Below are 23,773 nucleotides of genomic sequence, written 5' to 3' on the forward strand. Positions count from 1 at the left end.
GCTCTCTCAAGCGACAACTATATCAGTATATCACCTATCCACTCCCTTGTCAACACTTTTTTTGAATTTTTTTATCTTTTTTTACAAATTTATTTCCTGCCATCTACAAAATCACTGATAAATCAATAACTAAAAGGGAAAGGTAACATCTCCCTCTTACCTCTCCCTTATTCTCTATAGCACCGTGCTGCTAAAGTCGCTTAAATATTTCTCTAACTCTCGCAACAGTCTTTTACGTCCCTTAAACCGTTCATCACCTAGTAAAAATTTGTATCTTAAGACTCTATCTTAAACATGATCAAAATTGTAAAGTTGAGGATAGTGATCACACTCTGGATTTTTAGGATGGCAAATAGCCCGACCAAAGTAGATCATAGCCTGATGTGCAGCTAGCCAGCGTTCAGGCGGGAGAACGTCCATAACACGTTTTTCAACTTCTAAAGGAGTTGCCGACTTTTTGACAATATCGTGGTGTTTACAAATGCGTTCAACATGTGTATCAACGGCAAAAGCTGGAATACCAAACCCTACACTCATGACCACGTTAGCTGTCTTACGCCCCACCCCAGCTAAACTTTCTAATTTTTCCCGAGTCTGAGGCACTTGACCATTGAAATCGTCCAAGAGTTGCTGGGCACATTTTTTCAGAAATTTGGCCTTATTTCGATAAAGTCCTAAACGCGAAATGTGCTTGGCAATATCTGCCTCGGACGCTGCTGCCATAGCTTCTGGAGTAGGATAAGCTAAAAATAGATTTGGTGTAGCTTTATTAACTGCAGCATCTGTCGTTTGAGCGGATAACATGACTGCCACGAGTAGCTCAAAGTGATTTCTAAAATCTAAACTCGGTTTGGCATCAGGAAATAGGGCAATGATCTCCTCGATGACATGGCGTGCTCGTTTTTTTGATAAAACCATCAGTATACAATCTCCTTTGTTTGTTCTATATTATAGCATAAATTGATAAAGAAAAAGCCGAGCGTGCTCGACCTTTCTTAGACTGTTTTTTCAACTTTTAAGATTTTGACATCATAACTGCCAACTGGTGTTTCTACTGTTGCAATATCACCGGTCTTCTTACCAATCAATGCTTGACCAATTGGACTTTCATTTGAAACTTTTCCAGCAAAAGCATCCGCACCAGCTGAACCAACGATAATGTATACTTCTTCTTCCGTCTCACCGACTTCTTGGATAGTAACAGTTTTACCGATAGCAACTTCATCTTTAGCAACTGAATCGCTATCAACAATCACAGCATAGCGAATTTTAGTCTCTAGACTTGATATTTGTCCTTCAACAAAAGCCTGCTCGTCCTTTGCTGCTTCATATTCACTATTTTCTGATAAATCTCCGTAAGAGCGAGCAATTTTAATGCGTTCTACTACCTCTGGACGCCGAACCAATTTCAATTCTTCTAATTCTTGTTCTAATTTTTCCTTTTCTACAAGGGTCATAGGATAAGTTTTTTCAGCCATTACTTTATTTTCTCTCTTCTTTCTATTTTTTGATAAAACAAAATTATGTGGAAAACCACATAATTTAGTTAGAACTTTCACCTGATTGGTTTAATTTGCTATTAACGTGTTCTTCCACATTCTTAGCGTGTTCTTCGTAGGTATTTGCAAAATATACAGCACCTGTCTCCACGTTTGCTACAAAATACAAGTACTCTGTCTTACTTGGATTAATAGTAGCTTCGATAGCAGACAGACTTGGACTATCTACTGGACCAGGCATCAAACCTTGCTTTTTGTACACATTATAAGGCGAGTCAAGATTTGTATCGATTTCAGCATCTTCTTTAAGAGTTGTCTTTTGACCAAGTTTTCCTTGAGCATAAAGAAGCGCAATATTGCTCTGAAGTGGCATAGCTTGGTTCAAACGATTATAAAAGACGCTCGCAATATCTTTGCGATCCTGATCAGTTGATCCCTCTTTTTCAACTAAAGAGGCGAGTGTTAAAACATCATTGACCGTCAGATTCTTAGACTCAATTGTTGAGTAATACTGCGACAGATTTGTATTCATAGCAGCTAACATTTGGTCAATTAGTTCTTCAACCGTGGTTTCTTTTCCATAATCATAAGTAGCCGGGAAAAGATAACCTTCAAGACGATATTTAACACCACTATCCTTGCTCGGCAAAGTTGCTAGAAGCTGCGGATATTTAGCTGCCATTTTTGCAATAAAGTCCTCATCTTGAGCTTTATTTAGAAAATCTTCCTTGCTGAATGGTGTTTTAGTATTCTTGTTCGCAGTTTTTGCAGCATTGACAGTAGTTGCCTCGGCGATTTGCTCCAAGGTGTATCCCTCAGGAATTGTTATCTTGCCAAGAACTGGAGGCTGTGGTGTATCTGTTCCACCTTCTTGTAATTGCTTAGCAATCGTGTCTAAATCCATACTCTTTTGAAGATTATAGTAACCAGATTGGAAATTACCATAACTTCTGATTTTTGAATAAAGATTAAAGACTTGAGCGTTCTTAATCAGGCCCTTCTTTTCTAAAATCTCTCCGATTTGTTTGGTGCTAGAACCAGCAGGAATTTCCACTGTCACATACTCTGTTGATTTGGCATCTACTGGCTTCAGCGCTGAAGAGACATAATTGTATCCTACAAAACCAGTAATACCAAGGCCCAATAGGAAAAGTACCAAAACTGTCATCACGATTCGATTGGCTAGGCCGTTTTTACGTTTTTTCTTTTTACTACTATTGGTACGATCTGCACGTGAACGTTTCTTTCCATGAGCAACATCTCTACGGCTTAGCGTTGGTTCTGCAGTAGAAAAGTCTTTTTTAGCATGTTTTTCATCTGTAGTGTTTGAATCAGCTAACACTGTTTCTTTTATCTCATCTGCAACAGGCGCTACCTTTTCTTGATAAGCTTCCGAATGAGCCACAGAAGTTTGAACCTCTCCAGATTCTATACTTTCCTTCTTAGCAACATCAGCTTGCCCTGGCCCATCAACATTTGATGGAACTTCCGAAATCGTAGAATTACGAACTATATTTTCTAGCACATCTGCCTGAGTATGAACAGTAGGATCGCTTTGTTCCACTGACTCTTCTACTTTGATCTTACTAGGTTCTTCCTCTACTGAAGTATCCTTCTCTAGAACCTCATGAGATTTTTCAACAGCAGAAACGAGAGATTCCAAGCTCTCCGCCAATTCCATTTCTTTACCTAAAAGAGGCTGCGCTTCTTCCTGAACTAAGTGATTTTGGGTATCATTGGCTGCTGCCAACTCATTCAAAATTTTCTCTTTAAAACTCAGCGTCTTTTCGTTATCCTGTGAATTTTCAGTCAAAAACTTGATCTCCTTCTTCATAATCCCTAACATTATATCTTAAAAGTCAGATAAATGCAATCATATCCGACTTTTAAAACTATATTATTTATGAAAGTTATATCTGGGGATTTTCCCAAACCATATCAAACCATACTTCATCTGCATAAGTTGAGGACGAAGGTCCTTCATTGACGAAGCCATGCTTCTCATAATAGGCTATCAAATAATCATGACAAGTGAGATTGATACCGTGGCGTTCATCTGCAATCGCAATTTCCTTCATAGTGTCCAACAAGGCTTTTCCTACACCTAAACCCTGTGCTTCTTTAGAAATAGATAGACTAGTCACAGAGATAAATCCGCCAGCCAGATAGCTATAATCTTCAACGTCCTCCGTAAAGGAAATATCTTTTAAATAGCGTTCTGGTCGAACAGGACCTTCTAAATAGCCCAAAATCTTGCCTCTTTTTTCTGCAACCAAAAAAGTTGAAGAAATCCTTTCAATGTGCTTTGCCAATATTTCACGACTAATAGCCTCTTCTGGACTGAAATTTTCCAATTCGATAGCATAAATGGCATCTAAATCAGCCATTTGAGCTTGACGGATAATCATCACTTCTCCTTAAAATTTGGATTTTCCCACACCATATCAGACCAGACGGCTCCACCATGAGTTGAGTCAGAAATCCCTTCGTGGACGAAACCATTCATCTCAAAATAAGGTATCAGCTCATCATGGCAGGTTAGGCTAATGCCCTGTCGATTTTGCTGAACAGCTGTCTCCTTGAGAGCTGCAAGCACAAGGTTCCGACACCCTGCCTCTGAAAATCCGGATGGACGGACAGACTTTGGACGACAATGAAGCCACCTTCTGAAGGATTAACACCCACCTTGCTAAAGAGATCATCTGTCAAATATCGCGTCTGAACAGCTGGTCCAACAATATAGCCCGCCAGCTGACCATGCAGCTCTGTCAGCAAAAAAGTATCCGAGATGCGTTCAATCCGCTCTTTGAGAACTTCTGCACCGACTGCTTCTGCTGCTGGAAAATTCAGCTGCTCGATTGCAAGAATTTCCTCCCAGTCGTTCAATTCAGCCCGTCTGATTCGAATCGGTGCTTCCATCCAGGTGCCTCCTACTGAACGTTGCTAGTCAGATTGGACAAGAGACGTTCAAAGGAATACTCATAGGTCTGGATATCTCCAGCTCCCATAAAGACATAAACTGCATTATCGTGGTCAAGAAGCGGAGAAACATTATCCACGTCAATAACCTTGGCCCGCTTCACAATCTTTTCAGCCAGATCTTCGACCTTAACATCGCCCTTATCCACCTCACGCGCAGATCCGTAAATCTGAGCTAGATAGACTGAGTCAGCCTGATTGAGGGCTTCCGCAAATTCGTCCAAGAGAGCAATGGTCCGAGTGAAGGTGTGCGGCTGGAAGATGGCCACAATTTCCTTGCTTGGATACTTCTGACGAGCTGCATCCAGAGTCGCAATAATTTCCGTTGGATGATGGGCAAAGTCATCAATAATGACTGTATCATTAACAATCTTTTCTGTAAAGCGGCGCTTAACCCCACTAAAGGTCTTGAGATGTTCCCTTACTAGATTCAAGTCAATACCTGCAATATAGAGGAGACCGATGACCGCTGTCGCATTCATAATGTTGTGACGGCCAAAGCTTGGAATCTGGAACTCACCCAGCTCTTGCCCACGGAAGGAAACTTTAAAGCCTGAACCACTTGTAGAGCGCAAGAGATCGTGAGCGACAAAGTCGTTGCCTTCTTCCTTGAAACCATAGTAGTAAATCGGTGCATTTGAAGTAATGCGACGTAATTGCTCGTCTTCTCCATAAACGAAGAGCCCTTTTGTAATCTGCTTGGCGTAATCATTGAAAGCATTAAAGACATCTTCTAAGCTTGTGAAATAATCTGGATGATCGAAGTCAATATTGGTGATAATCGAATATTCCGGATGATAAGGCATAAAATGACGTTCGTACTCGTCTGATTCAAAGACAAAATACTTGGCATTAGCAGAACCGCGACCTGTACCGTCCCCAATTAGATAGCTAGTATCTGTGATATTAGACAGAACATGAGAAAGAATACCCGTTGTCGAAGTTTTCCCGTGAGCACCAGCCACACCTAAGCTGACAAAGTCACGCATAAAGCTACCCAAAAATTCATGGTAGCGCTTGTAGCTAATACCATTGGCATCTGCATAGGCAATTTCCACATTGTTATCTGGACGGAAGGCATTACCGGCAATAATTTCAAAATCTGACTGGAGATTTTTTTCATCGAAAGGCAAAATGGGAATCCCAGCCTGCTCCAGACCACGCTGAGTGAAATAATATTTATCAACATCGCTTCCTTGAACCTTATGGCCCATCTGATGCAACATCAAAGCCAAAGCGCTCATACCTGAGCCCTTAATTCCGATAAAATGATAGGTTTTCGTCATGATTACTCCTTAAATCTTAAACAACTGAAGCCTTATTGCCCTTGGGCATCTGAACTCAACTTGGTGATGTCCAATTCCTGTGCTTTTTTATGCTTATTGTGTTTTTCTCGCTTCTTGCCCTTGTTATAGACTTGGCTGGTTTTGAGAAAATCGTAGTTATTCTTTTTCTTTTTTTCTGGATTCGTTGGTACTTCTATGAGAGGTTGAGACTGAACATCTGCTAATATGTAGCTATCTTGCTTTAGCTTATCACTGAACTTCGTTAACTCACCCGGATTTTCCTTTTGGAAAGGGGCTGTTGGTTTAACTGGATTTCCCTCAAAAGGAGGTGCCACCTTCCGACTACGAACCTTATTTGGGAGCTTGCTCGTCAAATAAGCAGCCGAACGTTTTTTCCTCAGATCAGCCCGAGCTTCCTCTCGTGCTTGCTCAGCATAGCGAATAGCTGGATCTTTCTTATCAATCGGCTTTTTAAAGTCCGTAACTGGAGCTTGCTTCTTTCTAGCTTTACTTACAGTTTGACTAAGAGCAGGATTTTCTGGCTTCGCAATCGGCATCCATTCTAAATAATTACGGTCCTGATAGTCCCCTTTAATGTTGCTAATCAGATCCAACTCATCGTACAAATTCATGTGTGGCATTTCTGTCAACATGATTTCATCATCAGCAATTATAGGAAATTTAGTATTTGTCATAGCATGTCCTTTCAACTCTTCATTATTATAAACTATTCAAACTATTTTTCAAGCGATTCAGATGAAATTCCAAGAATTTCTCGAATTTCTTCCATCGAAAGACTGGAGCGAGACTCTGCACCATCCAGAATCGTTGAAACCAGATTTCGTTTAGTGTCCTGTAATTCCTGAATTTTTTCTTCTATAGTCCCCCGTGTAATCATACGATAAACTTTTACATTCCGTTCCTGCCCGATACGATGAGCCCGACCAATAGCTTGGGCTTCTACTGCGGGATTCCACCAAAGATCCACTAAAATAACAGTATTTGCACCAGTTAGATTAAGCCCCACACCACCAGCTTTAAGAGAAATCAGAAAGGCTGACCTTTCTCCTTGATTAAAGGCTTTGGTCATCTCCTGACGTTCTTTTGCTGGAGTTGAGCCTGTGATTTTGAAGGACTCCATTCCCATCTGGTTCAGTTCTTGCTCAATAATATCTAGCATACCACGGAATTGTGAAAATATCAGAACACGATGATCACCGTCTTGGATCTGCTCCAACAGCTCACGCAAACTTTCCAGCTTGCCACTTTCTCCATCGTAATCCTCCATGAATAACTTGGGAGTATCACAGATTTGACGGAGTCGCATAAGACCAGACAAAATTTCGATTTTACTACGATTGATTTCCTCCTCTGTTGCATGGAGAATTCGCTCCTGCATTTGCTTGAGCAGAGCTAGATAAATCGTTTTCTGGCTGTCTGCGAGTTCATTACGGTAAGAAACCTCAATCAAATCAGGAAGTTCTTGCAAGACTTCTTCTTTCTTACGCCTCATAACAAAGGGTTTGATATAGCGGGCAACCGTTTCTGCCGGCATCTTCAAAAAAGCTTTCTTGCTCGGTAACAAGCCCGGAAGGACGATCTGAAAAATTGACCAAAGTTCACCGAGATGATTTTCAATCGGCGTGCCAGACAAGGCATAAGTCCGCTCCACCTCAAATGCTCTCAGATATTGAGCAATCTTGCTCTGGTCATTCTTCATGACCTGCGCTTCGTCCAATATCAAATAGTCAAAGTGAAGTCCCTTATACTCTTCAACATCTTGTCTGAAGGAAGCATAGCTGGTAATGGTAATCTGATGGTCTTCTGCAATCACAACATCTCGAACATTTTTCAGTCCATAGACAACGGCCACATCTAGGTCTGGAGCAAATTTGGCAAACTCATCGCTCCAGTTGTAAATCAGGCTCGACGGTGCTAAAATCAAGACTTTCTTAGACTTGGTCAAATGAGCAGTCAAGAAAGAAATGGTCTGAAGGGTCTTTCCCAAGCCCATGTCATCAGCTAGAATACCGCCGAATCCATATTTATTCAGCATGGATAGCCATTTTACACCCGTCTCTTGATAATCTCGAAGCTCTGCCTGAACCTTCAACTTAGGCAGAGGAAAATCCTCAGGGTGGGTTAAATCATAAGCCAGCTGGCGAAAATCCTGCGACAAATCAACCCTTTCCTGATCTTTAAACAATTCAGAGAGTTGATAGACAGCCAAACTATGTGTTTGGATGACCCCATTCTTAGAATGTTTGCTTCTCAATTGTTGCAAGGTCTGACTGATTCGCTTACTATTCTCATCAAAAATCACAACCTGACCCGTCTTGCTAATAAAGTAATCCTTTTGACTCATCAGCGAATCTAGAACATCATCTACCTCAGACTGATCGATACCAGTAAAGTCAAATCCGATATCCAAGAGCCCACCATTCATACTGATGGAAACTTTCGGAGGTGCTGTTTGGGATAGACTCTGCAGCTCATCTGACAAGTAAACATTACCTAGTGCTCTAAAGCGCGGAATCAGAACGGAGAAGAAGCGGTAAATTTCTTCTGGTCGTAAAGGGGGACGCTGGCTAGTAAATTCATCTGCAAAACCCGCCTCCAGCATTACTTTAAAAACTTGCTGCTCCCGCTCAAAATTGCTGGCAAAAGGTAGGTTTCTCAGCTCTTCACGACTGCTTACAGTCTGACTGCCATAATCAAAGACAATATCCAGCAATACTTGGTTGTCAGCCCCTAAATAAAAATTGAAATCAACGGTAAAATCATGAATGAGCAGGCGCTCAGGCGTTGTCACACGGCCAACCTTTTTGAACTCCAGCAGACTCACTGCTAGTTTGGACTGCTCAGATACATCAAACTGCAGGCGCTTAACGCGCTCCTGCTCAATTGGCAATTCCTGTAAAGCCTTAATTAATTTCGTTTGCTCATTCGTCAGCTGATAGAAGGTCTGATTATGAAAAAGAAATTGACCTCCATAGAGCAGCTTATAATTCTTTTCTGATATCAGCAGTTCAAAATAGTTTTCCCGCTCTTGCACCTCAAACTGATAAATCTCCGCCTCTTCATGCAAGTCTTGGAAAAATACCTCAGCATAATCATAGAAGCTATATTCTAAACGAAACGAAGCGAGATTCATCAAGCGAGTCACACCTTCCTCAAAAAGACTGGCTGGAAAATAAAGATGCCGTCCAGCATTGGGAAAGACCAACGAAGAGTCCTGCCCCTTATAATCCGTCACCAAGCCTCGTAAAAATTCTAGTATGTCTTGACTAGCTTCATCAAAATTCTCCATTCGAATAGGCTCATAGTAGTTCTTACCGATTTGATAATGCCCACCCTTATTCAAGGTTCTCAAAAAGGACAAAATATCACGCACTACATAAGAGCGCTCATCCGGCAGCCGACTAATCCGCAGGCTCCATAAAAATTGTCCTGTGTAAGTATCTTCCTGTCCAGTCGCTGATAGCTCATAGCGCATTTGTTGACTGGATTTATTTAGCAAAATCTTATCCAAAAAAAGGCTACCAAAAGAAACCAGTTTCTGGGCTTCCTGACTGGAAGACTCCTTTTCTGTCATCTTCGCCAGCAGATCTTTACCCGCCGAATCATTTTTCAAAAAATATTCCAAGGCAGCCAGATGGGCACAGTACTTCTTCTTTTGGAAAAAGTCACAGGAGCAGAAAACTGCATCATCATCTAGACTATAACGTAGATTGTACTGATCCACGCGCGTGTATAAAAAGGAATCTTTGACTTCAAGAATTTCGACTTTTTTGCTGTCACAGAGGGCAATTCCTTCCGTTCGAATTTTACCAGGAATTAATTTAGCCATACCTACCACCTAACATTTATCCCTTTATTATACCATAGGACAGCTATAAAAATAAAATAGAATTTCTTTATTTGTAAACATTCTTTAAAGTAGAATGAGCGAAAGCTTTCCCTATAACAAAAAGCCGTCCATTGGACGGCTTTTGTACATTATTTTACTTCTAACAAACCGATATCTCCATCTTCACGACGATAGATAACATTCGTTGTATTATCTTCAACATCTGTGTAGATGAAGAAGTCATGTCCCAATAAATCCATTTGCAAAATCGCTTCATCTAGATCCATTGGTTTCAAATCAATATGCTTAGAACGTACTACTTTTGAAGATGCTGCATCAGCTTCTTCTACTAAGGCATCAGTAAACAACTGGCTAGTTGCAACCTTGTTCCGGTTTTTCTTTTCAATCTTTGTCTTATTCTTACGAATCTGACGTTCAATCTTATCGATAACTAGGTCGATAGACCCGTACATATCTTGCGAAACATCTTCTGCCCGAAGGGTAATTGAGCCAAGAGGAATGGTTACTTCGACTTTCGCCGTCTTCTCCCGGTACACTTTCAAATTTACCCGTGCATCAAGTTCTTGCTCTGCTTGGAAATACTTCTCAATCTTCTCAAGTTTAGAAACTACGTAGTCACGGAGAGCATCAGTTACTTCTAGGTTTTCACCACGGATACTATATTTAAGCATATAAGTACCTTCTTTCTAAACATAAATGTTTTATTTACAATATCATTATAACGCTTTCATTCTTTTTTTGCAAATATTTTCTTATCTTGCGAGTGAAAATGTCAAAACTTCTTTCACACCTGCTTCCAGCAATAATTCTCGAGCCAATTGCAAGGTTTTTCCTGTCGTATACACATCGTCTATCAGTAAAATTTCATCTGGCAGACAGACATCTTTTACCAATGTGAAACATTGCTGGCTGTTTAAACGTTCCTCGCGATTTTTACTGGATTGGGCAATCGTATCCTGCTTTTCAAGCAAGTGTTTATAAGGCAAGCCTGATGCTTGCAAGAAGCCTTCTACCTGATTAAAACCCCGACTTTGGTATTTTTCAGGACTGACCGGAATAGGAACTAAAGTATATTTTTTGAAGTTTCTGAGACTTTTTTTGATAACTTCCGCAAACACAAATCTTAGAAGATAATCTCCTTGAAACTTGTATTTGCTAAAGTAAGCCTTCATCAAGTCATTATAAAGAAAACCGGCCTGATGCTGCACCAAATAGCCTTGCGATTCCCATATTTGACAATCCGAGCAGACTTTCGCTTCCCGATCCTTCCAGCAACGTGGGCAATGGATAGAGGAAATGGCTTCCAATCCTGCTCGACAATGTTTACAAATTGTATTCTGCTCTTTTTGTAATAAAATCAAGGAAGAAAAAGTCCTATTTTCTTCGACTACTTGGCTACATAACAGGCAATTTCTCATAGGCCAGCCTCCTTGTTCATCAGTTTGATTTCACGAATCGCTTTTTCGATTGAAAGTGTAGTGCCGTCGTGAAAAAAGAATAAATCTCCCGTCGGTCGCTCCATGCTACGTCCCACTCGACCAGAAATTTGTACCAAGGCGCTACGGCTAAAGAGACGATGGTTGGCCTCTAGAACAAAGACATCTACACAGGGAAAGGTCACACCACGCTCTAAGATGGTTGTCGTGACTAGGATAGTAATTTCTCGCTTGCGAAACTCTTCAACGATTTCTAAACGATTTTCAGTTGTCGAAGCGACAAAACCGACTCTTTCCGCTGGAAAGATCTCCTCTAAAACTTGTGCAAATTCTTGACCTCTTTTGATTTCCGAGGCAAAGATTAGCAAAGGAAAGTCTGTTTTTCTCTGTCTCTCGATATATTTTTTCAGTTTAGGCGGCAACTTCTTTTTCGCTAAATATTTTTGAAAATCTGCCAGCCAAACTTTTTGGGGCACAATCAAAGGATTGCCATGGAAGCGGCGAGGAAGACTAAGGCGTTTTAGTTCTCCTTTTTGGACTTTTTTATCTAGCTCATCCGTCGAAGTGGCAGTTAAGAAGATAGTGGTTCCCTCCTCCTTGACCGACTGCTCCACAGCATGGTAGAGCACAGGATTGTCCACATAAGGAAAAGCATCTACTTCATCCACAATCAGCAAATCAAAAGCTCGATAAAATTTAAGAAGCTGATGGGTAGTGGCAATGACCAAGGGACTGCGAAAATATGGCTCGGATTTCCCATGCAAAAGTGAAATAGGGCAGGCAAAATCCAGCTTGAGCCGGCGATAAAGCTCCAAACAGACATCAATCCGAGGGCTGGCTAGGCAAACGGCACCTCCACGATCAATCACTTCTGCAATCACCTGATAAATCATTTCCGTTTTGCCCGCCCCAGTCACTGCATGGACTAGGCTATTCTGCTTTTGAGCAACTGACTCTAACAGTCCCTGAGAAACTTTCTCTTGAAAGGCTGTCAATTGCCCCTGCCACTTGAGTACCTGATTTTCTGGAAAATCTTCCTGTGGAAAATAGTAGAGTTCTTGATCACTCCGAACTCGCCCCAGAATCAAGCACTCCCTGCAATAATAGGCATTGACAGGTAGCTGGTAGTTCTCCTTGTCCACTTGAGAACCACAGCGGCCGCAAAATAACTTTCTCCTTTCCTCTCGCATACTTGGCAGCTGCTGAGCCTGCATGCACAGTTCGGGACTTAGCTGTTCTTTTGTAAATATTCTACCTAGGCAATCATTTCTTTCTAACATACTTTTTTATTCGTAAAACTTTTGGAAAAATCTATTTTTTTGTGTACAATAAAACTATGGAATATAGAACAATTAGACAAGACGGCCAAGCCCAAGAAGAAATTAAAAAATCCCGCTTCATTTGCCATGCCAAGCGTGTTTACTCAGAAGAGGAAGCTCGGGATTTTATTGCTGCCATCAAAAAAGAGCACTATAAAGCCACTCATAATTGCTCTGCTTTTATTGTCGGAGAAAAAAGTGAAATCAAACGAACCAGTGACGACGGGGAGCCCAGCGGCACAGCGGGCGTTCCCATGCTCGGTGTCATGGAAAATCACCAGGTGACCAATGTCTGCTTTGTGGTCACACGCTATTTTGGCGGGATCAAACTAGGAGCTGGTGGACTCATTCGGGCTTATGCAGGCAGCGTTGCCTTGGCAATCAAAGAAATTGGTCTCATCGAAATCAAGGAACAGGTCGGTTTGCGCCTCAAAATGTCTTACAGCCAGTACCAAAACTTCGATAACTTTTTGAAAGCTGAAGATCTGATCGAATTTGATACAGAGTTCACAGATCTAGTTGCCACAACCATCTATATCGACAAGCAGGAAAAAGAACCACTAGAGCAGAAATTAATCGAGTTTTTCAATGGAAAAATCCAAATTGATGATCGAGGTTTGCGCGAGGTTGAAATTCCTTTAACAGTTGAATAATCTTAACAGCTAGGCCTAGTGATAAAGAATTTTTATCGTAGTCATAGCTTTTTTATATTTTACAAAGTGCCACTTTCAGCTTATACTAGTCTCATTAAAGTATTGAGGTAGGAAAAATGGCAAACATTTATCAAAATATCACAGAATTAGTTGGAAGAACGCCAATTGTTAAACTAAATAATATCGTTCCTGAAGGAGCAGCTGAGGTTTATGTCAAGTTAGAAGCCTTCAACCCTGGCTCTTCTGTCAAAGATCGGATTGCTCTCAGTATGATTGAGGCGGCTGAACGCGATGGCCTTATCAAGCCTGGCGATACTATCGTTGAAGCAACTAGCGGAAATACTGGCATTGGTCTTTCATGGGTTGGAGCAGCCAAAGGCTACAAGGTTGTCATTGTGATGCCAGAAACCATGAGTGTGGAGCGCCGCAAGATTATCCAAGCCTATGGAGCAGAGCTAGTTTTGACTCCAGGTAGCGAGGGGATGAAGGGCGCTATCGCCAAAGCAGAAGAAATCGCTAAAGAGCGAAATGGCTGGTTGCCACTGCAGTTTAACAATCCGGCTAATCCAGAAGTTCACGAACGAACAACAGGAGCAGAAATTGTCGCTGCTTTCGGTGAAACTGGACTGGATGCTTTTGTCGGTGGTGTCGGAACTGGTGGGACTATCTCTGGTGTCTCTCATGCTCTTAAAAAAGCGAATCCAAATGTCCAAATCTATGCGGTTGAAGCAGACGAATCTGCTATCCTTTCTGGTGAGAAACCGGGTCCTCACAAAATCCAAGGACTTTCAGCTGGATTCATTCCAGAGACCTTGGATACAGCAGCCTATGATGGCATTGTCCGCGTGACTTCTGATCAAGCGCTAGAGTTAGGACGCCATATTGGTGGTCAGGAAGGTTTCCTAGTCGGAATTTCATCTGCTGCGGCTATTTTTGCAGCCATCGAAGTCGCTAAAAAACTAGGAGCTGGCAAGAAAGTCCTTGCCCTAGCACCTGATAATGGTGAACGTTACCTATCTACCGCTCTCTATGAATTTGACGCTTAATCGTGAAAAGAGTTAACAAAATTCCTACCCGTTTGGGTAGGAATTTTTTACTCTTTTTGTTCTTTCAGAAAAGCTTTGGCTTCCCTTATCCAGATTGGCAATTGCTTACCTAAGGGCGCAAATCCAATTTTATAACGATCATTTGAAAAGCGATGTCGTCTCGGTAAACAATGTTTTTCCTCCTCCAAGGTTCGCATCGATAAGCTGGCCTTACCAGAAAACTCATCGTAATCCACCACTTGCACGAGGACCTGATCCCCGATTTTTAAAATATCGTGAATATTGTCAATATAGCCCGTCCGGATCTCAGAAATATGAATGAGACCGATCAGACCGCTTTCTAGTTCGACAAAGGCACCGTAGGGCTGAATTCCTGTAATTTTACCCTTTAACTTATCTCCGATTTTCATTAGTCTATAACCTCAATCGTCTCAATGACAACATCCTCAAGTGGTTTATCCATTGAAGCTGTCTCAACCGCTGCAATTTTATCCAAAACTTCATAAGATGGCTCATCCACCAGTTGACCAAACACAGTATGTCGACGGTCCAAATGCGGTGTCCCGCCCTTGCTAGCATAAACTTCAGCGATTGGCTTCGGCCATCCTCCCCGAGTCAATTCCTTGGTTGAATAAGGAAGACTGCTATTTTGGACAATAAAGAACTGACTGCCATTGGTATTTGGTCCAGCATTCGCCATTGATAGGGCACCACGAATATTGTAAAGTTCCGGTGAAAACTCATCTTCAAAGCGTTCACCGTAGATGGACTCTCCACCCATGCCAGTACCTGTCGGATCGCCCCCCTGAATCATAAAATCTTTGATAACTCGGTGGAAGATTACTCCATCATAGTAGCCATCCTTTGATAAGGCGATAAAGTTGGCAACTGTTTTGGGCGCTTGGTCTGGGAAGAGTTGAATTTTCAGTTCACCATGATTTGTCTTGATCTTTGCAACTGGGCCTTGAACCTCATCAAGATGGAGCTGTGGGAAGGTCAATTCTTTCTCCACCATGCCCAATTGCTCCAAGGCATCAAAGATGCCGTCTTCTTCGACCGTTTTTGTGACAAAATCAGCCTTTTTCTGCAATTCCTCATGGGAAACTCCCATAGCAATACTGAGCCCTGCATAGTCAAATAATTCTAAATCATTGAGTCCATCACCAAAAACTAAAACATTTTCTGGCTTGAAACCGAGGTGCTCCACGACCTTGGCAACACCAGCTGCCTTTGAACCTTCTTTCGGTACGATATCCGATGAATGCTCATGCCAACGTACCATACGGAGAGACTTGCCCAAATCTTCTGGCAACTGCAAACTGTCACCTACATCCTCAAAAGTCCACATTTGATAGATTTCATGATCTTGGTAAAAATCAGGATTGACAGCTAGATCTGGATAAATGATATCAATTGCTGACGAAATCATAGGATTGCGAACAGACAAAGCCGCTTCGTGACTGCCTACCAAACCGTACTCAATTCCCACTTCCTTAGTCCAAGAAATATAGGATTCCACGCATTCTTGCGGAATGACAGTTTTAGCAATGACTTCGCCTTTTCGATTTTCAACATAAGCTCCATTCAAGGTAACAAAAAAATCAGGATCCAAGTCACGAATTTCTGGAACAACTCCAAAAATGCCACGACCAGAAGCAATTCCTGTCAGAATCCCCTTTTCTCTCAGCTGCTTAAATACAACTTTGATCGATTCTGGGATGAAGCCCGTTTCCTTAACCCGCAAGGTATCATCGATATCAAAGAAAACAATCTTAATCTTTTTCGCCTTATATTTTAATTTTGCCTTCATATCTTCCTCTTTCAATTTAATCTTCTCTATTATATCATTAAAAGTCATCTTGCGGAACAAGGTGATGCTGAAAAGCATAGACAACTGCCTGGGTCCGATCGCTTACTTCTAGCTTAGACAAAATATTGGACACATGCGTCTTGACCGTTTTCAAGGAGATAAAGAGCTCGTCAGCAATCCTCTGGTTTTCATAACCCTTAGCTAGAAGCCCCAAAATATCCCGCTCCCGCGCTGTCAAATCCTCGTAAAGCTCTATATGATTTCGATGGTATTCGACCTTCTTGCTGACTTCTGTTTCAATGGCAAATTCACCCTCTGCAACCTTTCTGACGGCATGGAGAATTTCATCCGCACTAGAAGTCTTCAACATATAGCCACGAGCACCCGCATCCAACACTGGATAGATTTTTTCATTGTCCAGATAGGACGTCAAAATCAAAATCTTTGCCTCTGGCCATTCTTTCAAGATAGCCAAAGTAGCATCAATGCCACTCATCTCTGGCATAACAATATCCATCATAATCACATCTGGACGGCTTTCCAGAGCCTTTTCGACACCTTCTCTACCATTGGTAGCCTCTGTCACTTCTTCAATATCGTCCTGTAATTCAAAAAAGCTTTTCAAGCCCAATCTGACCATTTGATGGTCATCCACTAGTAATATTCTCATCCTTTTCCCCTTCTAACAATGGAACACTGATTTCGATAGAAACTCCTTTTTTGGGAGCCGTCAGAATCTTCAAGGTGCCAGCCATATCATGCACTCGATCTTCAATATTTTTCAAACCATAACTCATGTCAGCCAAGCTAGCTGGATCAAAACCGATTCCGTCATCAGAAACCTTGAGTTTGAGCCTATTTGGCGTCTGATAGAGATAGATGTCCAGACGACTGGCCTGAGCATGGTGCAAGGTATTATTGATGATTTCTTGGATAATCCTAAAAATATGCTCCTCTATCTGCTTGGGTAGACCGATGACCTCATGCTTAAACTGGACAGTCAAGTCCGACTTATCTGTCAATTCTTTGATTAAGACATTCATGCCCTCTACCAAGGTCCGATTTTCCAATTCTGTCGGCCGTAAATGTAAGAGCAAGATCCGCAAGTCTTTTTGTGCCGTATCTAGAATGTCTGCAATTCCCTTTAACTGCTGCTGGAGATTGTCTTTATCCAGACGCTCCACGTTTCCAGCGACACCTGAGAGAATCATATTAGCAGCAAATAGCTCCTGACTGACCGTATCATGCAAATCGCGAGCAATCCGCCTGCGTTCTTTTTCAATAATCTTCTCTTCAGCCTGTAAAGCCTGATTCTCAGATTTCTGCAAATTTTCGGTTAGACTATCCACCTTTTCTTTCAAGTGGACGAAAGAATCATCTAATTCTGCCTGCCCGGTTTCTTGTATGCCCCTGCCTTCTAAAATAGCTTTTAAATTCTTTTGAACTTGAGAAAGGGACAGATGCTGAAGGAAGCGCGCAGCAGCGGCCAAGAAAATAGTTAGCGCTAAGCCCAGAACCAGAACAAAAAAGGCAAAGGACTGGAGCAGTTCCAGATTATTCAGCAGCTTTTGCCATTCTAAATTAAAAAGATTAAAAATGTAATGAAAGATAATCCCTAAAACGAAGAAGGTATAGAGAAAAATGACCAAATAACTTGTTTTTTTCACTTTCTAACAACCTCCACATTTCCTAAAAAGCTGACCAAGACAATTTTTACTGTTTTGCTGGCTCGCTTATAGTCAGGCGTTGTCAACGAAATCGTTTCATTGCGCAGCTTGCGTGGCGGATGATTTAAAAAATTCAAGTCTCCGTATAGGGTATTGATCTGAAGCTGAATTTCCACATCCAAAGGAATGACGATCTTGGTATCCCCAAAGCCCTTGCGAATCACAATCACATTATCATGATTAACCACAATGACATCCTCTAAATGAATGGTATCCTTTCCCATCATTCTTAAAAGGTTGATATCATGAAACTGGCAGTCATCCTTTGAGAAATGCTGTAAATCTCCCAACCAACGATTTTTTTCAGCCCGAACTTCGGTCGCATCTTCAAAGAAAAGATGAGTCTCTTGATTTTCCTTGTACAGATAAGGATAGGCTACGATCATGCCGTAAATCAAGGCAAAGAGCACAGCGGCTATAACGTAAGGATTGAGCATGACAATGAAAAAGAAGACAATCATAGTCGCGACTAACAGCGAATTGCCTCTCTGCTTGCCGAAATAATAATATAAAAACAAGAGAAAGAGTAGCATGATGAGAACAACACGCGAAAAATCGGCAGCCAGCATGGTAACCAGCGCCATTGATAATAGAATCGCTTCAACAAAGATGAATAATTGAACTTTCCACATAGCTATTCCCTTCCTTACATCTCTATTGTAACAAAATTAAGCAAAAAAACCTCCGTCTGAGGCATGAAATGGAAAGATTATCCTATCTTTAGCAGCAGAACTTCTAGGCTCTAGACTTCTTTGCACTTTTCCTCTAAAAAGCAAAAAATCGCTTCAAATGCTGTTTAAGCAAAACAAACATTTAAAGCGATTTTTAGTTTATTTCTATTGTTCAGACAAGCTTAGAAATGGACTTGTGCTTCCAAGCCAAAATGGTCACTAACGATTGGACCACGTTGCCCATCAAAAACAACAGCAGATCTTTCAATATTGAAATCTTTACTTGTAAAGATATAATCAATTTTTAGAGCATCTTTGTTTCCTGCCCATCCAGCAATATCGCCTTCAACTGTCGCTGTACCAATTGTTTGGTCAGCCACCTTATGGCTGTCCTGAAGAACAAGCGGACTTTGAAGAATGTGCTGATAGCCTTCATAATCAACAGGATTGTTAAAATCACCCATGAGAACTAGCGGAGTCTCAACTTGCAAAAGCTCAGATTCAAACTTGGCCCATTCTTCTTGGAAGCCTTTATCCCACCAAGATAAGTGACAAGAAGCAACCGTGATGAGTTGACCATCAAGCTCTGTTTCTGCCAGTAAGACTTTACGCGTATGGTAGTCACTTGGATCATTGACATCAGACACCAAGAGTTCTCTTACCTTCAGGGGATTTCTGGACAGAATTGCAACCCCTTCATTATAAATATCAAACCCAATATGGTTATAAGCCCAAGACCAGTAATAGTCCAGACCTGCCTCAGCTAGCTTTTCAACCAGACGTAGGGCATAGTGGTCCTGGTGAATCGGAATGGCGCCATCTACCTCATAATAGAAGGGAGCCTGAACAACCTGTTCAGACTCCACTAATTGATTGACTTCCTGCAGGCAAATGACATCATATTTTTCTTGAAGAATACGCTCAGCTAGCTGATTTAGCTTGCTTTCTTGCTCTTCTTCCATCCAACTATGAGTATTTAAAGTCAGGAATTTTGCCATGATTTCTCTTTTCTATCTTACAATTCTACTTTAGCCACAACTGTCTTAGCAGCGACTTTACCGAATTTCTCAACTGCTACTGATTTGATTGCTGGAGCATTTGTGAAGACAACGATAGTGGTTGTTTCACGACCCGCTTCTTTAATAGCCGCCAAATCTGCTGTCACCAATAGATCACCTGCAGCAACTGTTTGTCCTTCTGCTACATGTACTTCAAAAGGTTTGCCTTCAAGGCTAACAGTATCCAAACCGATATGAACAAGCACTTCAAGACCAGCTTCAGTCAAGAGACCAAGAGCATGTTTTGTAGGGAAGACGCTTGTCACTTTACCAGCTACTGGAGAATAGATCTTGCCATTTGCTGGTTCAACTGCAAATCCGTCACCCATCATTTTTTGTGAGAAGACTGGATCTTTAACATCTTCCAACTTAACAACTTCACCATCAGCAACTGTTTCAATTGCTTCTGTCACACCCTTGTAGCTAACTGCTGCAGCTGCAGACTCAGCTTTTTGACTTGGTAAAGTTTCAGGAATCACTTCTCCTGAATCCAACAAGTCTTGAATATCAGATTTAAGAACGTCAGCTTTTGGTCCGTAGATTGCCTGAACGCCTTGACCTTTCATAACCAAGCCCATAGCGCCTTCGGCTTTCCATTCTTCTTCAGAACCAACTTTTGTTGCGTCCTTAACAGTCACACGGAGACGTGTCATACATGCATCAACATCAACGATATTAGCACGACCACCTAGAAGATTGATAACATTAACGGCTTGAGAAGCTGCAGCAACTTTACCATTACCAGATTCTGATGAAGAAGCCTCATCTGAACCTTCTGCTGTTTCATAGTTACCGTTACGTCCTGGAGTTGCATAGTTGAATTTCTTGATCATGAAGTTAGAAATGAAGTACATGATCACTGCAAAGAGAACTGTAACCCAGATAAAGTTAATGACATCCATACCCAAACCAGCATTGATTGCCATTGGAGTACGAGTCAAGAATTCGATTGATCCGAATGAGTGTACACGAAGGTTGACGATATCAGCCATTGCAAATGCAGCACCTTGTACAAAAGCATAGATGATATACAGCGGTGTTGCAACAAACATGAACATGTACTCGATTGGTTCAGTAACCCCTGTCAAGAAGGTTGCCAAAGCAGTCGCAATCATCATACCTTTGTATTTGTGTTTCTTGTCAGCATCTACATTGCGGTAAATAGCTGCAGCAACACCCATAAGGATACCAAATGAACCGATCATTTGTCCAACTTTGAAGCGGGCTGGATGGAATGTGTCAAGCAAATATTGGTACTTAGTAGGATCAGCTGTCTTAGTACCAACTAAGTCAGTTGCCCAAGCCAACCAAAGTGGATCTTGTCCAAATACTTGAGTTCCTTTAGCAGCACCAGTCAATACTTCATAAGTTCCCCCAAGTTGAGTATAGTTCATTGGGATAGTCAACATGTGGTGCAATCCAAATGGAAGCAAGAGACGTTCTAAAGTACCATAGATGAATGGTGCGAGGATTGGTGCAGTATCTTGTGAATTTGCAATCCAAACACCGAAGTTGTTGATACCTGATTGAACAACTGGCCATACGAATGACAAAACAATTGCTACGATCGCTGAACGCAAGATAACAACGAATGGTACAAAACGCTTACCATTAAAGAATGACAAAGCATCTGGCAATTTACGGAAGTTGTAGTATTTGTTGTAAGCTGTTGCTCCGACAAAACCTGCGATGATTCCGACGAAAACCCCCATATTCAAAGCAGGAGACTCAAGAACACTGATAAAGTAATCAGAAACCTTGATGCTTCCTCCTAAGAAAGTGCTAACTACTGCTTTAGAATCTTTCAGCATATCGCTTGATACACCAAACATAACCCCAGTGATACGGTTAATCAAAATGAAGGATAAACCTGCCGCAAAGGCACCACCAGCACGTTCTTTCGCCCAGCTACCTCCAATAGCAAGAGCAAAGAGGATATGCAGGTTACCGATAACCCCCCAACCAATTTGTTCTAAAACGCCACCAGTAGTCACTAGAAAACCTAGCTCAGGATTGATCATCGGAATTGACTTACCAATACTGATCATCAAACCTGCTGCGGGCATAACCGCAACAACCACCATCAAAGCTTTACCGAATTTTTGCCAAAATTCAAAGCTAAAAATGTTTTTGAATGAATCTTTCATCATCCAGACCTCCTTATATTTTCACAAACCACCCCTTAATGAAATCGTTTGCATTGAATAATACTATTATACCACTATTTTTAATTTTGTAAAGGCTTTTATAAAAATTATTTTGGGACTTTTTCCTATATTTAGTGGAATAATATATAGAATAAGGTGAAATTTTAGTATGCAAGCGATTGCGTATATTTCCATAAATTTGCTGAAATGACAATAAAAAAGCCGAGAAACATTCAATTCCATGTTTCTACAGCTTCTTTTTATTTATATTCTTTTTTATAGCGGTCAGCTTCTGCCTGATTAGCCCAGACATAGTGACCAGGACGGATCTCAACCATGCTAGGTTGATCCACTGAGTAGTCATGCTGCTCTGGATCGTAAACCTTTAAGACCTTTTTGCGTTCCAGAATTGGGTCTGGAATAGGCACAGCAGACAAAAGAGACTGCGTATAAGGGTGGATAGGGTTGTTAAACAACTCTTCCGTCTCTGCCACCTCGACGATAACCCCTTTATAAATAACAGCGATTCGATCTGAAATAAAGCGAACTACAGATAGGTCGTGGGCGATAAAGAGATAGGTCAAGCCAAGTTCTTTTTGGAATTTTTTCAAAAGGTTCAAGACTTGCGCACGGACAGAAACGTCCAAGGCAGAGATTGGCTCATCCGCAATGACGAAATCTGGCTCCATGACTAAGGCACGAGCAATCCCAATCCGCTGACGTTGACCACCAGAAAATTCGTGAGGATAGCGTGTCAAATGCTCAGCTAAAAGACCAACTTCACGAATGATATTCTTAACTTTTTCTTGACGGTCTTCTTCATTTTCAAAAAGATGGTAGTTATAAAGACCTTCTGAAATGATATAGTCAACCGTAGCACGCTCATTCAAGCTAGCAGCTGGATCTTGGAAAATCATTTGAATCTTACGGATCAATTCAGCTTCCTCAGCTTTAGATTGCTTCCCGTTGATTTTTTTACCTTCGTATAAGATGTCCCCTGCACTGGTATCGTTCAAGCCGATGATAGCACGGCCGATGGTTGTCTTCCCAGAACCAGATTCACCTACTAAGGAAAAAGTTTCTCCTTTATTGATAAAGAAATTCGCATTTTTTACAGCTACAAATTTCTTACTTCCTTCGCCGAAGGAAATTTCTAAATCTTTAATTTCAACTAATTTTTCAGTCATTTCCTTCCTCCTAAGCTTCTAAGTGATTGAAGCCCATTTTTGAACGAATTTTATCATGAAGGTTTTCGATAATGGCTGGCTTCTCGACCCTTGGTGCATCTTCGTGCAAGAGCCAGGTCTTAGCCCAGTGCGTATCGGAAACCTGAAAGGCAGGAGCTTTTTCTTCGAAATCGATAGCCATTGCATAGTCCGAACGAAGTGCAAAAGCATCCCCTTTAATGCTAGTGTATAGTGATGGTGGTGTACCTGGAATCGAGTAAAGTTCACCATTTGCTTCAGCTAACTGCGGCAAGCTAGACAGCAAGCTCCATGTATATGGATGCTTTGGATCGTAGAAGATTTCCTCAACCGTTCCATATTCAACGATTTCACCAGCATACATAACTGCCACTTTATCAGCAATACTTGCTACAACACCAAGGTCATGGGTGATAAAGACAGTCGTGAAATGGTATTCTGCCTGCAATGACTTGAGCAAGTCAATAATTTGGGCTTGAATCGTCACATCGAGGGCTGTTGTTGGCTCATCACAGATCAGAATATCTGGACGACAAGCCAAGGCGATCGCGATAACAATCCGTTGGCGCATCCCACCAGAATATTGGAATGGATACTCTTCAAAACGTTTTTCAGCGTCTGGAATTCCAACTTTAGTCATGTAGTCGATTGCCATTTCTTTGGCTTCTTTGCTTGTTTTTCCTTGGTGTTTTATGATAACTTCGGTAATTTGACTTCCGATTGTATTAATCGGATCTAGACTAGTCATCGGATCTTGGAAAATAGTCGCAATTTTAGCACCACGGATGGGTTCCCAGTCTTTGTTGCTCTTTAGGGCCGTCAAATCAGTTCCTCGGTAATCAATCGTGCCTTGCGCTACACGGCCATTTTCTTCCAACATTCCAGTAAATGTTTTTGTCAAAACAGATTTACCAGAGCCAGATTCTCCAACTAGAGCCAGAACTTCACCTTCAACTAGGTCAAGGGAAACGCCTCGAATGGCGGTCAATACTCTGTCACGAACGTCAAATTCCACGACAATATCGCGAGCAGTCAATATTACATTTTTATTTTTTGTCATATTTAC

Annotated in this window: 21 protein-coding genes and 1 pseudogene; 2 read left to right on the forward strand and 20 right to left on the reverse strand. The window is 41.5% G+C overall.

Annotated features, from left to right (window positions below; translation table 11 throughout):
- Window positions 1–288: 288 nt before the first annotated feature.
- From nth to D8791_RS08035, 11 genes and pseudogenes are all read right to left on the reverse strand, one after another.
- The gene (nth, locus tag D8791_RS07985) at window positions 289–918 is read right to left on the reverse strand and encodes an endonuclease III (RefSeq protein WP_125447217.1); all 630 of its coding nucleotides are present in this window, start codon (window positions 916–918) and stop codon (window positions 289–291) included.
- 77 nt (window positions 919–995) lie between these two features.
- Window positions 996–1,478, reverse strand: a complete 483-nt coding sequence (greA, locus tag D8791_RS07990; protein ID WP_005592281.1) for a transcription elongation factor GreA — start codon at window positions 1,476–1,478, stop codon at window positions 996–998.
- A gap of 64 nt (window positions 1,479–1,542) precedes the next feature.
- Window positions 1,543–3,345 carry an endolytic transglycosylase MltG gene (gene mltG, locus D8791_RS07995; protein ID WP_185760574.1) on the reverse strand — a complete coding sequence of 601 codons (1,803 nt, stop codon included), beginning with the start codon at window positions 3,343–3,345 and terminating at the stop codon, window positions 1,543–1,545.
- Between the two features lie 64 nt (window positions 3,346–3,409).
- Window positions 3,410–3,907 (reverse strand): GNAT family N-acetyltransferase, encoded by a 498-nt coding sequence (locus D8791_RS08000; protein ID WP_125447221.1) that lies wholly within the window; start codon window positions 3,905–3,907, stop codon window positions 3,410–3,412.
- A pseudogene (locus D8791_RS08005) lies at window positions 3,907–4,418 on the reverse strand (GNAT family N-acetyltransferase). The gene D8791_RS08000 and the pseudogene D8791_RS08005 overlap by 1 nt, the downstream one beginning before the upstream one ends.
- Before the next feature lie 11 nt (window positions 4,419–4,429).
- Window positions 4,430–5,764 (reverse strand): UDP-N-acetylmuramate--L-alanine ligase, encoded by a 1,335-nt coding sequence (gene murC, locus D8791_RS08010; RefSeq protein WP_005591898.1) that lies wholly within the window; start codon window positions 5,762–5,764, stop codon window positions 4,430–4,432.
- A gap of 32 nt (window positions 5,765–5,796) precedes the next feature.
- Window positions 5,797–6,459 (reverse strand): divisome accessory protein ZapJ, encoded by a 663-nt coding sequence (gene zapJ / locus D8791_RS08015; RefSeq protein ID WP_125447223.1) that lies wholly within the window; start codon window positions 6,457–6,459, stop codon window positions 5,797–5,799.
- A 41-nt stretch (window positions 6,460–6,500) separates the two neighbouring features.
- A complete protein-coding gene (locus tag D8791_RS08020; RefSeq protein WP_125447224.1) occupies window positions 6,501–9,614 on the reverse strand; it encodes a pilus expression-regulating Snf2 family helicase in 3,114 nt (1,037 codons plus the stop codon).
- Window positions 9,615–9,763: 149 nt separating this feature from the next.
- Window positions 9,764–10,306 (reverse strand): ribosome hibernation-promoting factor, HPF/YfiA family, encoded by a 543-nt coding sequence (gene hpf / locus D8791_RS08025; RefSeq protein ID WP_125447226.1) that lies wholly within the window; start codon window positions 10,304–10,306, stop codon window positions 9,764–9,766.
- 81 nt (window positions 10,307–10,387) lie between these two features.
- Window positions 10,388–11,053: a ComFC family protein gene (locus D8791_RS08030; protein WP_125447228.1), complete on the reverse strand. Its 666-nt coding sequence runs from the start codon at window positions 11,051–11,053 to the stop codon at window positions 10,388–10,390.
- Window positions 11,050–12,351, reverse strand: a complete 1,302-nt coding sequence (locus D8791_RS08035; RefSeq protein ID WP_125447230.1) for an ATP-dependent helicase ComFA — start codon at window positions 12,349–12,351, stop codon at window positions 11,050–11,052. The genes D8791_RS08030 and D8791_RS08035 overlap by 4 nt, the downstream gene beginning before the upstream one ends.
- A gap of 56 nt (window positions 12,352–12,407) precedes the next feature.
- On the opposite strand from D8791_RS08035, the gene D8791_RS08040 reads away from it, so the two are divergent.
- Both D8791_RS08040 and cysK read left to right on the forward strand, forming a co-directional pair.
- Window positions 12,408–13,043, forward strand: coding sequence for a YigZ family protein (locus D8791_RS08040; RefSeq protein WP_125447232.1), 636 nt, complete (start codon window positions 12,408–12,410; stop codon window positions 13,041–13,043).
- Window positions 13,044–13,159: 116 nt separating this feature from the next.
- A complete protein-coding gene (cysK, locus tag D8791_RS08045; protein WP_125447234.1) occupies window positions 13,160–14,089 on the forward strand; it encodes a cysteine synthase A in 930 nt (309 codons plus the stop codon).
- A 47-nt stretch (window positions 14,090–14,136) separates the two neighbouring features.
- Here cysK and D8791_RS08050 read toward each other — a convergent pair whose 3' ends face one another.
- The 9 genes from D8791_RS08050 to D8791_RS08090 all read right to left on the reverse strand — a co-directional run bounded on the left by D8791_RS08050 (window position 14,137) and on the right by D8791_RS08090 (window position 23,767).
- Window positions 14,137–14,499, reverse strand: a complete 363-nt coding sequence (locus D8791_RS08050; protein ID WP_125447236.1) for a S1 RNA-binding domain-containing protein — start codon at window positions 14,497–14,499, stop codon at window positions 14,137–14,139.
- Window positions 14,499–15,899 carry a bifunctional Cof-type HAD-IIB family hydrolase/peptidylprolyl isomerase gene (locus D8791_RS08055; protein ID WP_125447238.1) on the reverse strand — a complete coding sequence of 467 codons (1,401 nt, stop codon included), beginning with the start codon at window positions 15,897–15,899 and terminating at the stop codon, window positions 14,499–14,501. The genes D8791_RS08050 and D8791_RS08055 overlap by 1 nt, the downstream gene beginning before the upstream one ends.
- Window positions 15,900–15,936: 37 nt before the next feature.
- A complete protein-coding gene (locus tag D8791_RS08060) occupies window positions 15,937–16,569 on the reverse strand; it encodes a response regulator transcription factor (RefSeq protein WP_125447240.1) in 633 nt (210 codons plus the stop codon).
- Window positions 16,547–17,566, reverse strand: a complete 1,020-nt coding sequence (locus tag D8791_RS08065) for an envelope stress sensor histidine kinase LiaS (RefSeq protein WP_125447242.1) — start codon at window positions 17,564–17,566, stop codon at window positions 16,547–16,549. The genes D8791_RS08060 and D8791_RS08065 overlap by 23 nt, the downstream gene beginning before the upstream one ends.
- Entirely contained in the window at window positions 17,563–18,258 is a 696-nt protein-coding gene (gene liaF, locus D8791_RS08070; protein ID WP_045500900.1) for a cell wall-active antibiotics response protein LiaF, read from the reverse strand. The genes D8791_RS08065 and liaF overlap by 4 nt, the downstream gene beginning before the upstream one ends.
- Before the next feature lie 221 nt (window positions 18,259–18,479).
- Entirely contained in the window at window positions 18,480–19,295 is an 816-nt protein-coding gene (locus tag D8791_RS08075; RefSeq protein WP_125447243.1) for an endonuclease/exonuclease/phosphatase family protein, read from the reverse strand.
- A gap of 17 nt (window positions 19,296–19,312) precedes the next feature.
- Window positions 19,313–21,505, reverse strand: a complete 2,193-nt coding sequence (locus D8791_RS08080; protein WP_125447245.1) for a PTS transporter subunit IIBC — start codon at window positions 21,503–21,505, stop codon at window positions 19,313–19,315.
- A gap of 257 nt (window positions 21,506–21,762) precedes the next feature.
- A complete protein-coding gene (locus D8791_RS08085) occupies window positions 21,763–22,689 on the reverse strand; it encodes an ATP-binding cassette domain-containing protein (RefSeq protein WP_125447247.1) in 927 nt (308 codons plus the stop codon).
- 10 nt (window positions 22,690–22,699) lie between these two features.
- Window positions 22,700–23,767 (reverse strand): ABC transporter ATP-binding protein, encoded by a 1,068-nt coding sequence (locus D8791_RS08090; RefSeq protein WP_005591881.1) that lies wholly within the window; start codon window positions 23,765–23,767, stop codon window positions 22,700–22,702.
- Window positions 23,768–23,773 lie beyond the last annotated feature (6 nt).

The sequence above is a fragment of the Streptococcus cristatus genome (assembly GCF_003943515.1).
Taxonomy (GTDB): Bacteria; Bacillota; Bacilli; order Lactobacillales; family Streptococcaceae; genus Streptococcus; species Streptococcus cristatus_D.

What these genes read in the sequence shown, in the direction of transcription:
- D8791_RS08050 (WP_125447236.1), bottom strand. Translation starts at nt 14,499, where the DNA reads ATGAAAATCGGAGATAAGTTAAAGGGTAAAATTACAGGAATTCAGCCC.
- D8791_RS08085 (WP_125447247.1), bottom strand. Translation starts at nt 22,689, where the DNA reads ATGACTGAAAAATTAGTTGAAATTAAAGATTTAGAAATTTCCTTCGGC.
- cysK (WP_125447234.1), top strand. Translation starts at nt 13,160, where the DNA reads ATGGCAAACATTTATCAAAATATCACAGAATTAGTTGGAAGAACGCCA.
- nth (WP_125447217.1), bottom strand. Translation starts at nt 918, where the DNA reads ATGGTTTTATCAAAAAAACGAGCACGCCATGTCATCGAGGAGATCATT.
- D8791_RS08055 (WP_125447238.1), bottom strand. Translation starts at nt 15,899, where the DNA reads ATGAAGGCAAAATTAAAATATAAGGCGAAAAAGATTAAGATTGTTTTC.
- murC (WP_005591898.1), bottom strand. Translation starts at nt 5,764, where the DNA reads ATGACGAAAACCTATCATTTTATCGGAATTAAGGGCTCAGGTATGAGC.
- D8791_RS08030 (WP_125447228.1), bottom strand. Translation starts at nt 11,053, where the DNA reads ATGAGAAATTGCCTGTTATGTAGCCAAGTAGTCGAAGAAAATAGGACT.
- D8791_RS08000 (WP_125447221.1), bottom strand. Translation starts at nt 3,907, where the DNA reads ATGATTATCCGTCAAGCTCAAATGGCTGATTTAGATGCCATTTATGCT.
- D8791_RS08040 (WP_125447232.1), top strand. Translation starts at nt 12,408, where the DNA reads ATGGAATATAGAACAATTAGACAAGACGGCCAAGCCCAAGAAGAAATT.
- D8791_RS08090 (WP_005591881.1), bottom strand. Translation starts at nt 23,767, where the DNA reads ATGACAAAAAATAAAAATGTAATATTGACTGCTCGCGATATTGTCGTG.
- zapJ (WP_125447223.1), bottom strand. Translation starts at nt 6,459, where the DNA reads ATGACAAATACTAAATTTCCTATAATTGCTGATGATGAAATCATGTTG.
- D8791_RS08020 (WP_125447224.1), bottom strand. Translation starts at nt 9,614, where the DNA reads ATGGCTAAATTAATTCCTGGTAAAATTCGAACGGAAGGAATTGCCCTC.
- D8791_RS08060 (WP_125447240.1), bottom strand. Translation starts at nt 16,569, where the DNA reads ATGAGAATATTACTAGTGGATGACCATCAAATGGTCAGATTGGGCTTG.
- D8791_RS08080 (WP_125447245.1), bottom strand. Translation starts at nt 21,505, where the DNA reads ATGATGAAAGATTCATTCAAAAACATTTTTAGCTTTGAATTTTGGCAA.
- liaF (WP_045500900.1), bottom strand. Translation starts at nt 18,258, where the DNA reads ATGTGGAAAGTTCAATTATTCATCTTTGTTGAAGCGATTCTATTATCA.
- hpf (WP_125447226.1), bottom strand. Translation starts at nt 10,306, where the DNA reads ATGCTTAAATATAGTATCCGTGGTGAAAACCTAGAAGTAACTGATGCT.
- D8791_RS08075 (WP_125447243.1), bottom strand. Translation starts at nt 19,295, where the DNA reads ATGGCAAAATTCCTGACTTTAAATACTCATAGTTGGATGGAAGAAGAG.
- greA (WP_005592281.1), bottom strand. Translation starts at nt 1,478, where the DNA reads ATGGCTGAAAAAACTTATCCTATGACCCTTGTAGAAAAGGAAAAATTA.
- D8791_RS08035 (WP_125447230.1), bottom strand. Translation starts at nt 12,351, where the DNA reads ATGTTAGAAAGAAATGATTGCCTAGGTAGAATATTTACAAAAGAACAG.
- mltG (WP_185760574.1), bottom strand. Translation starts at nt 3,345, where the DNA reads ATGTTAGGGATTATGAAGAAGGAGATCAAGTTTTTGACTGAAAATTCA.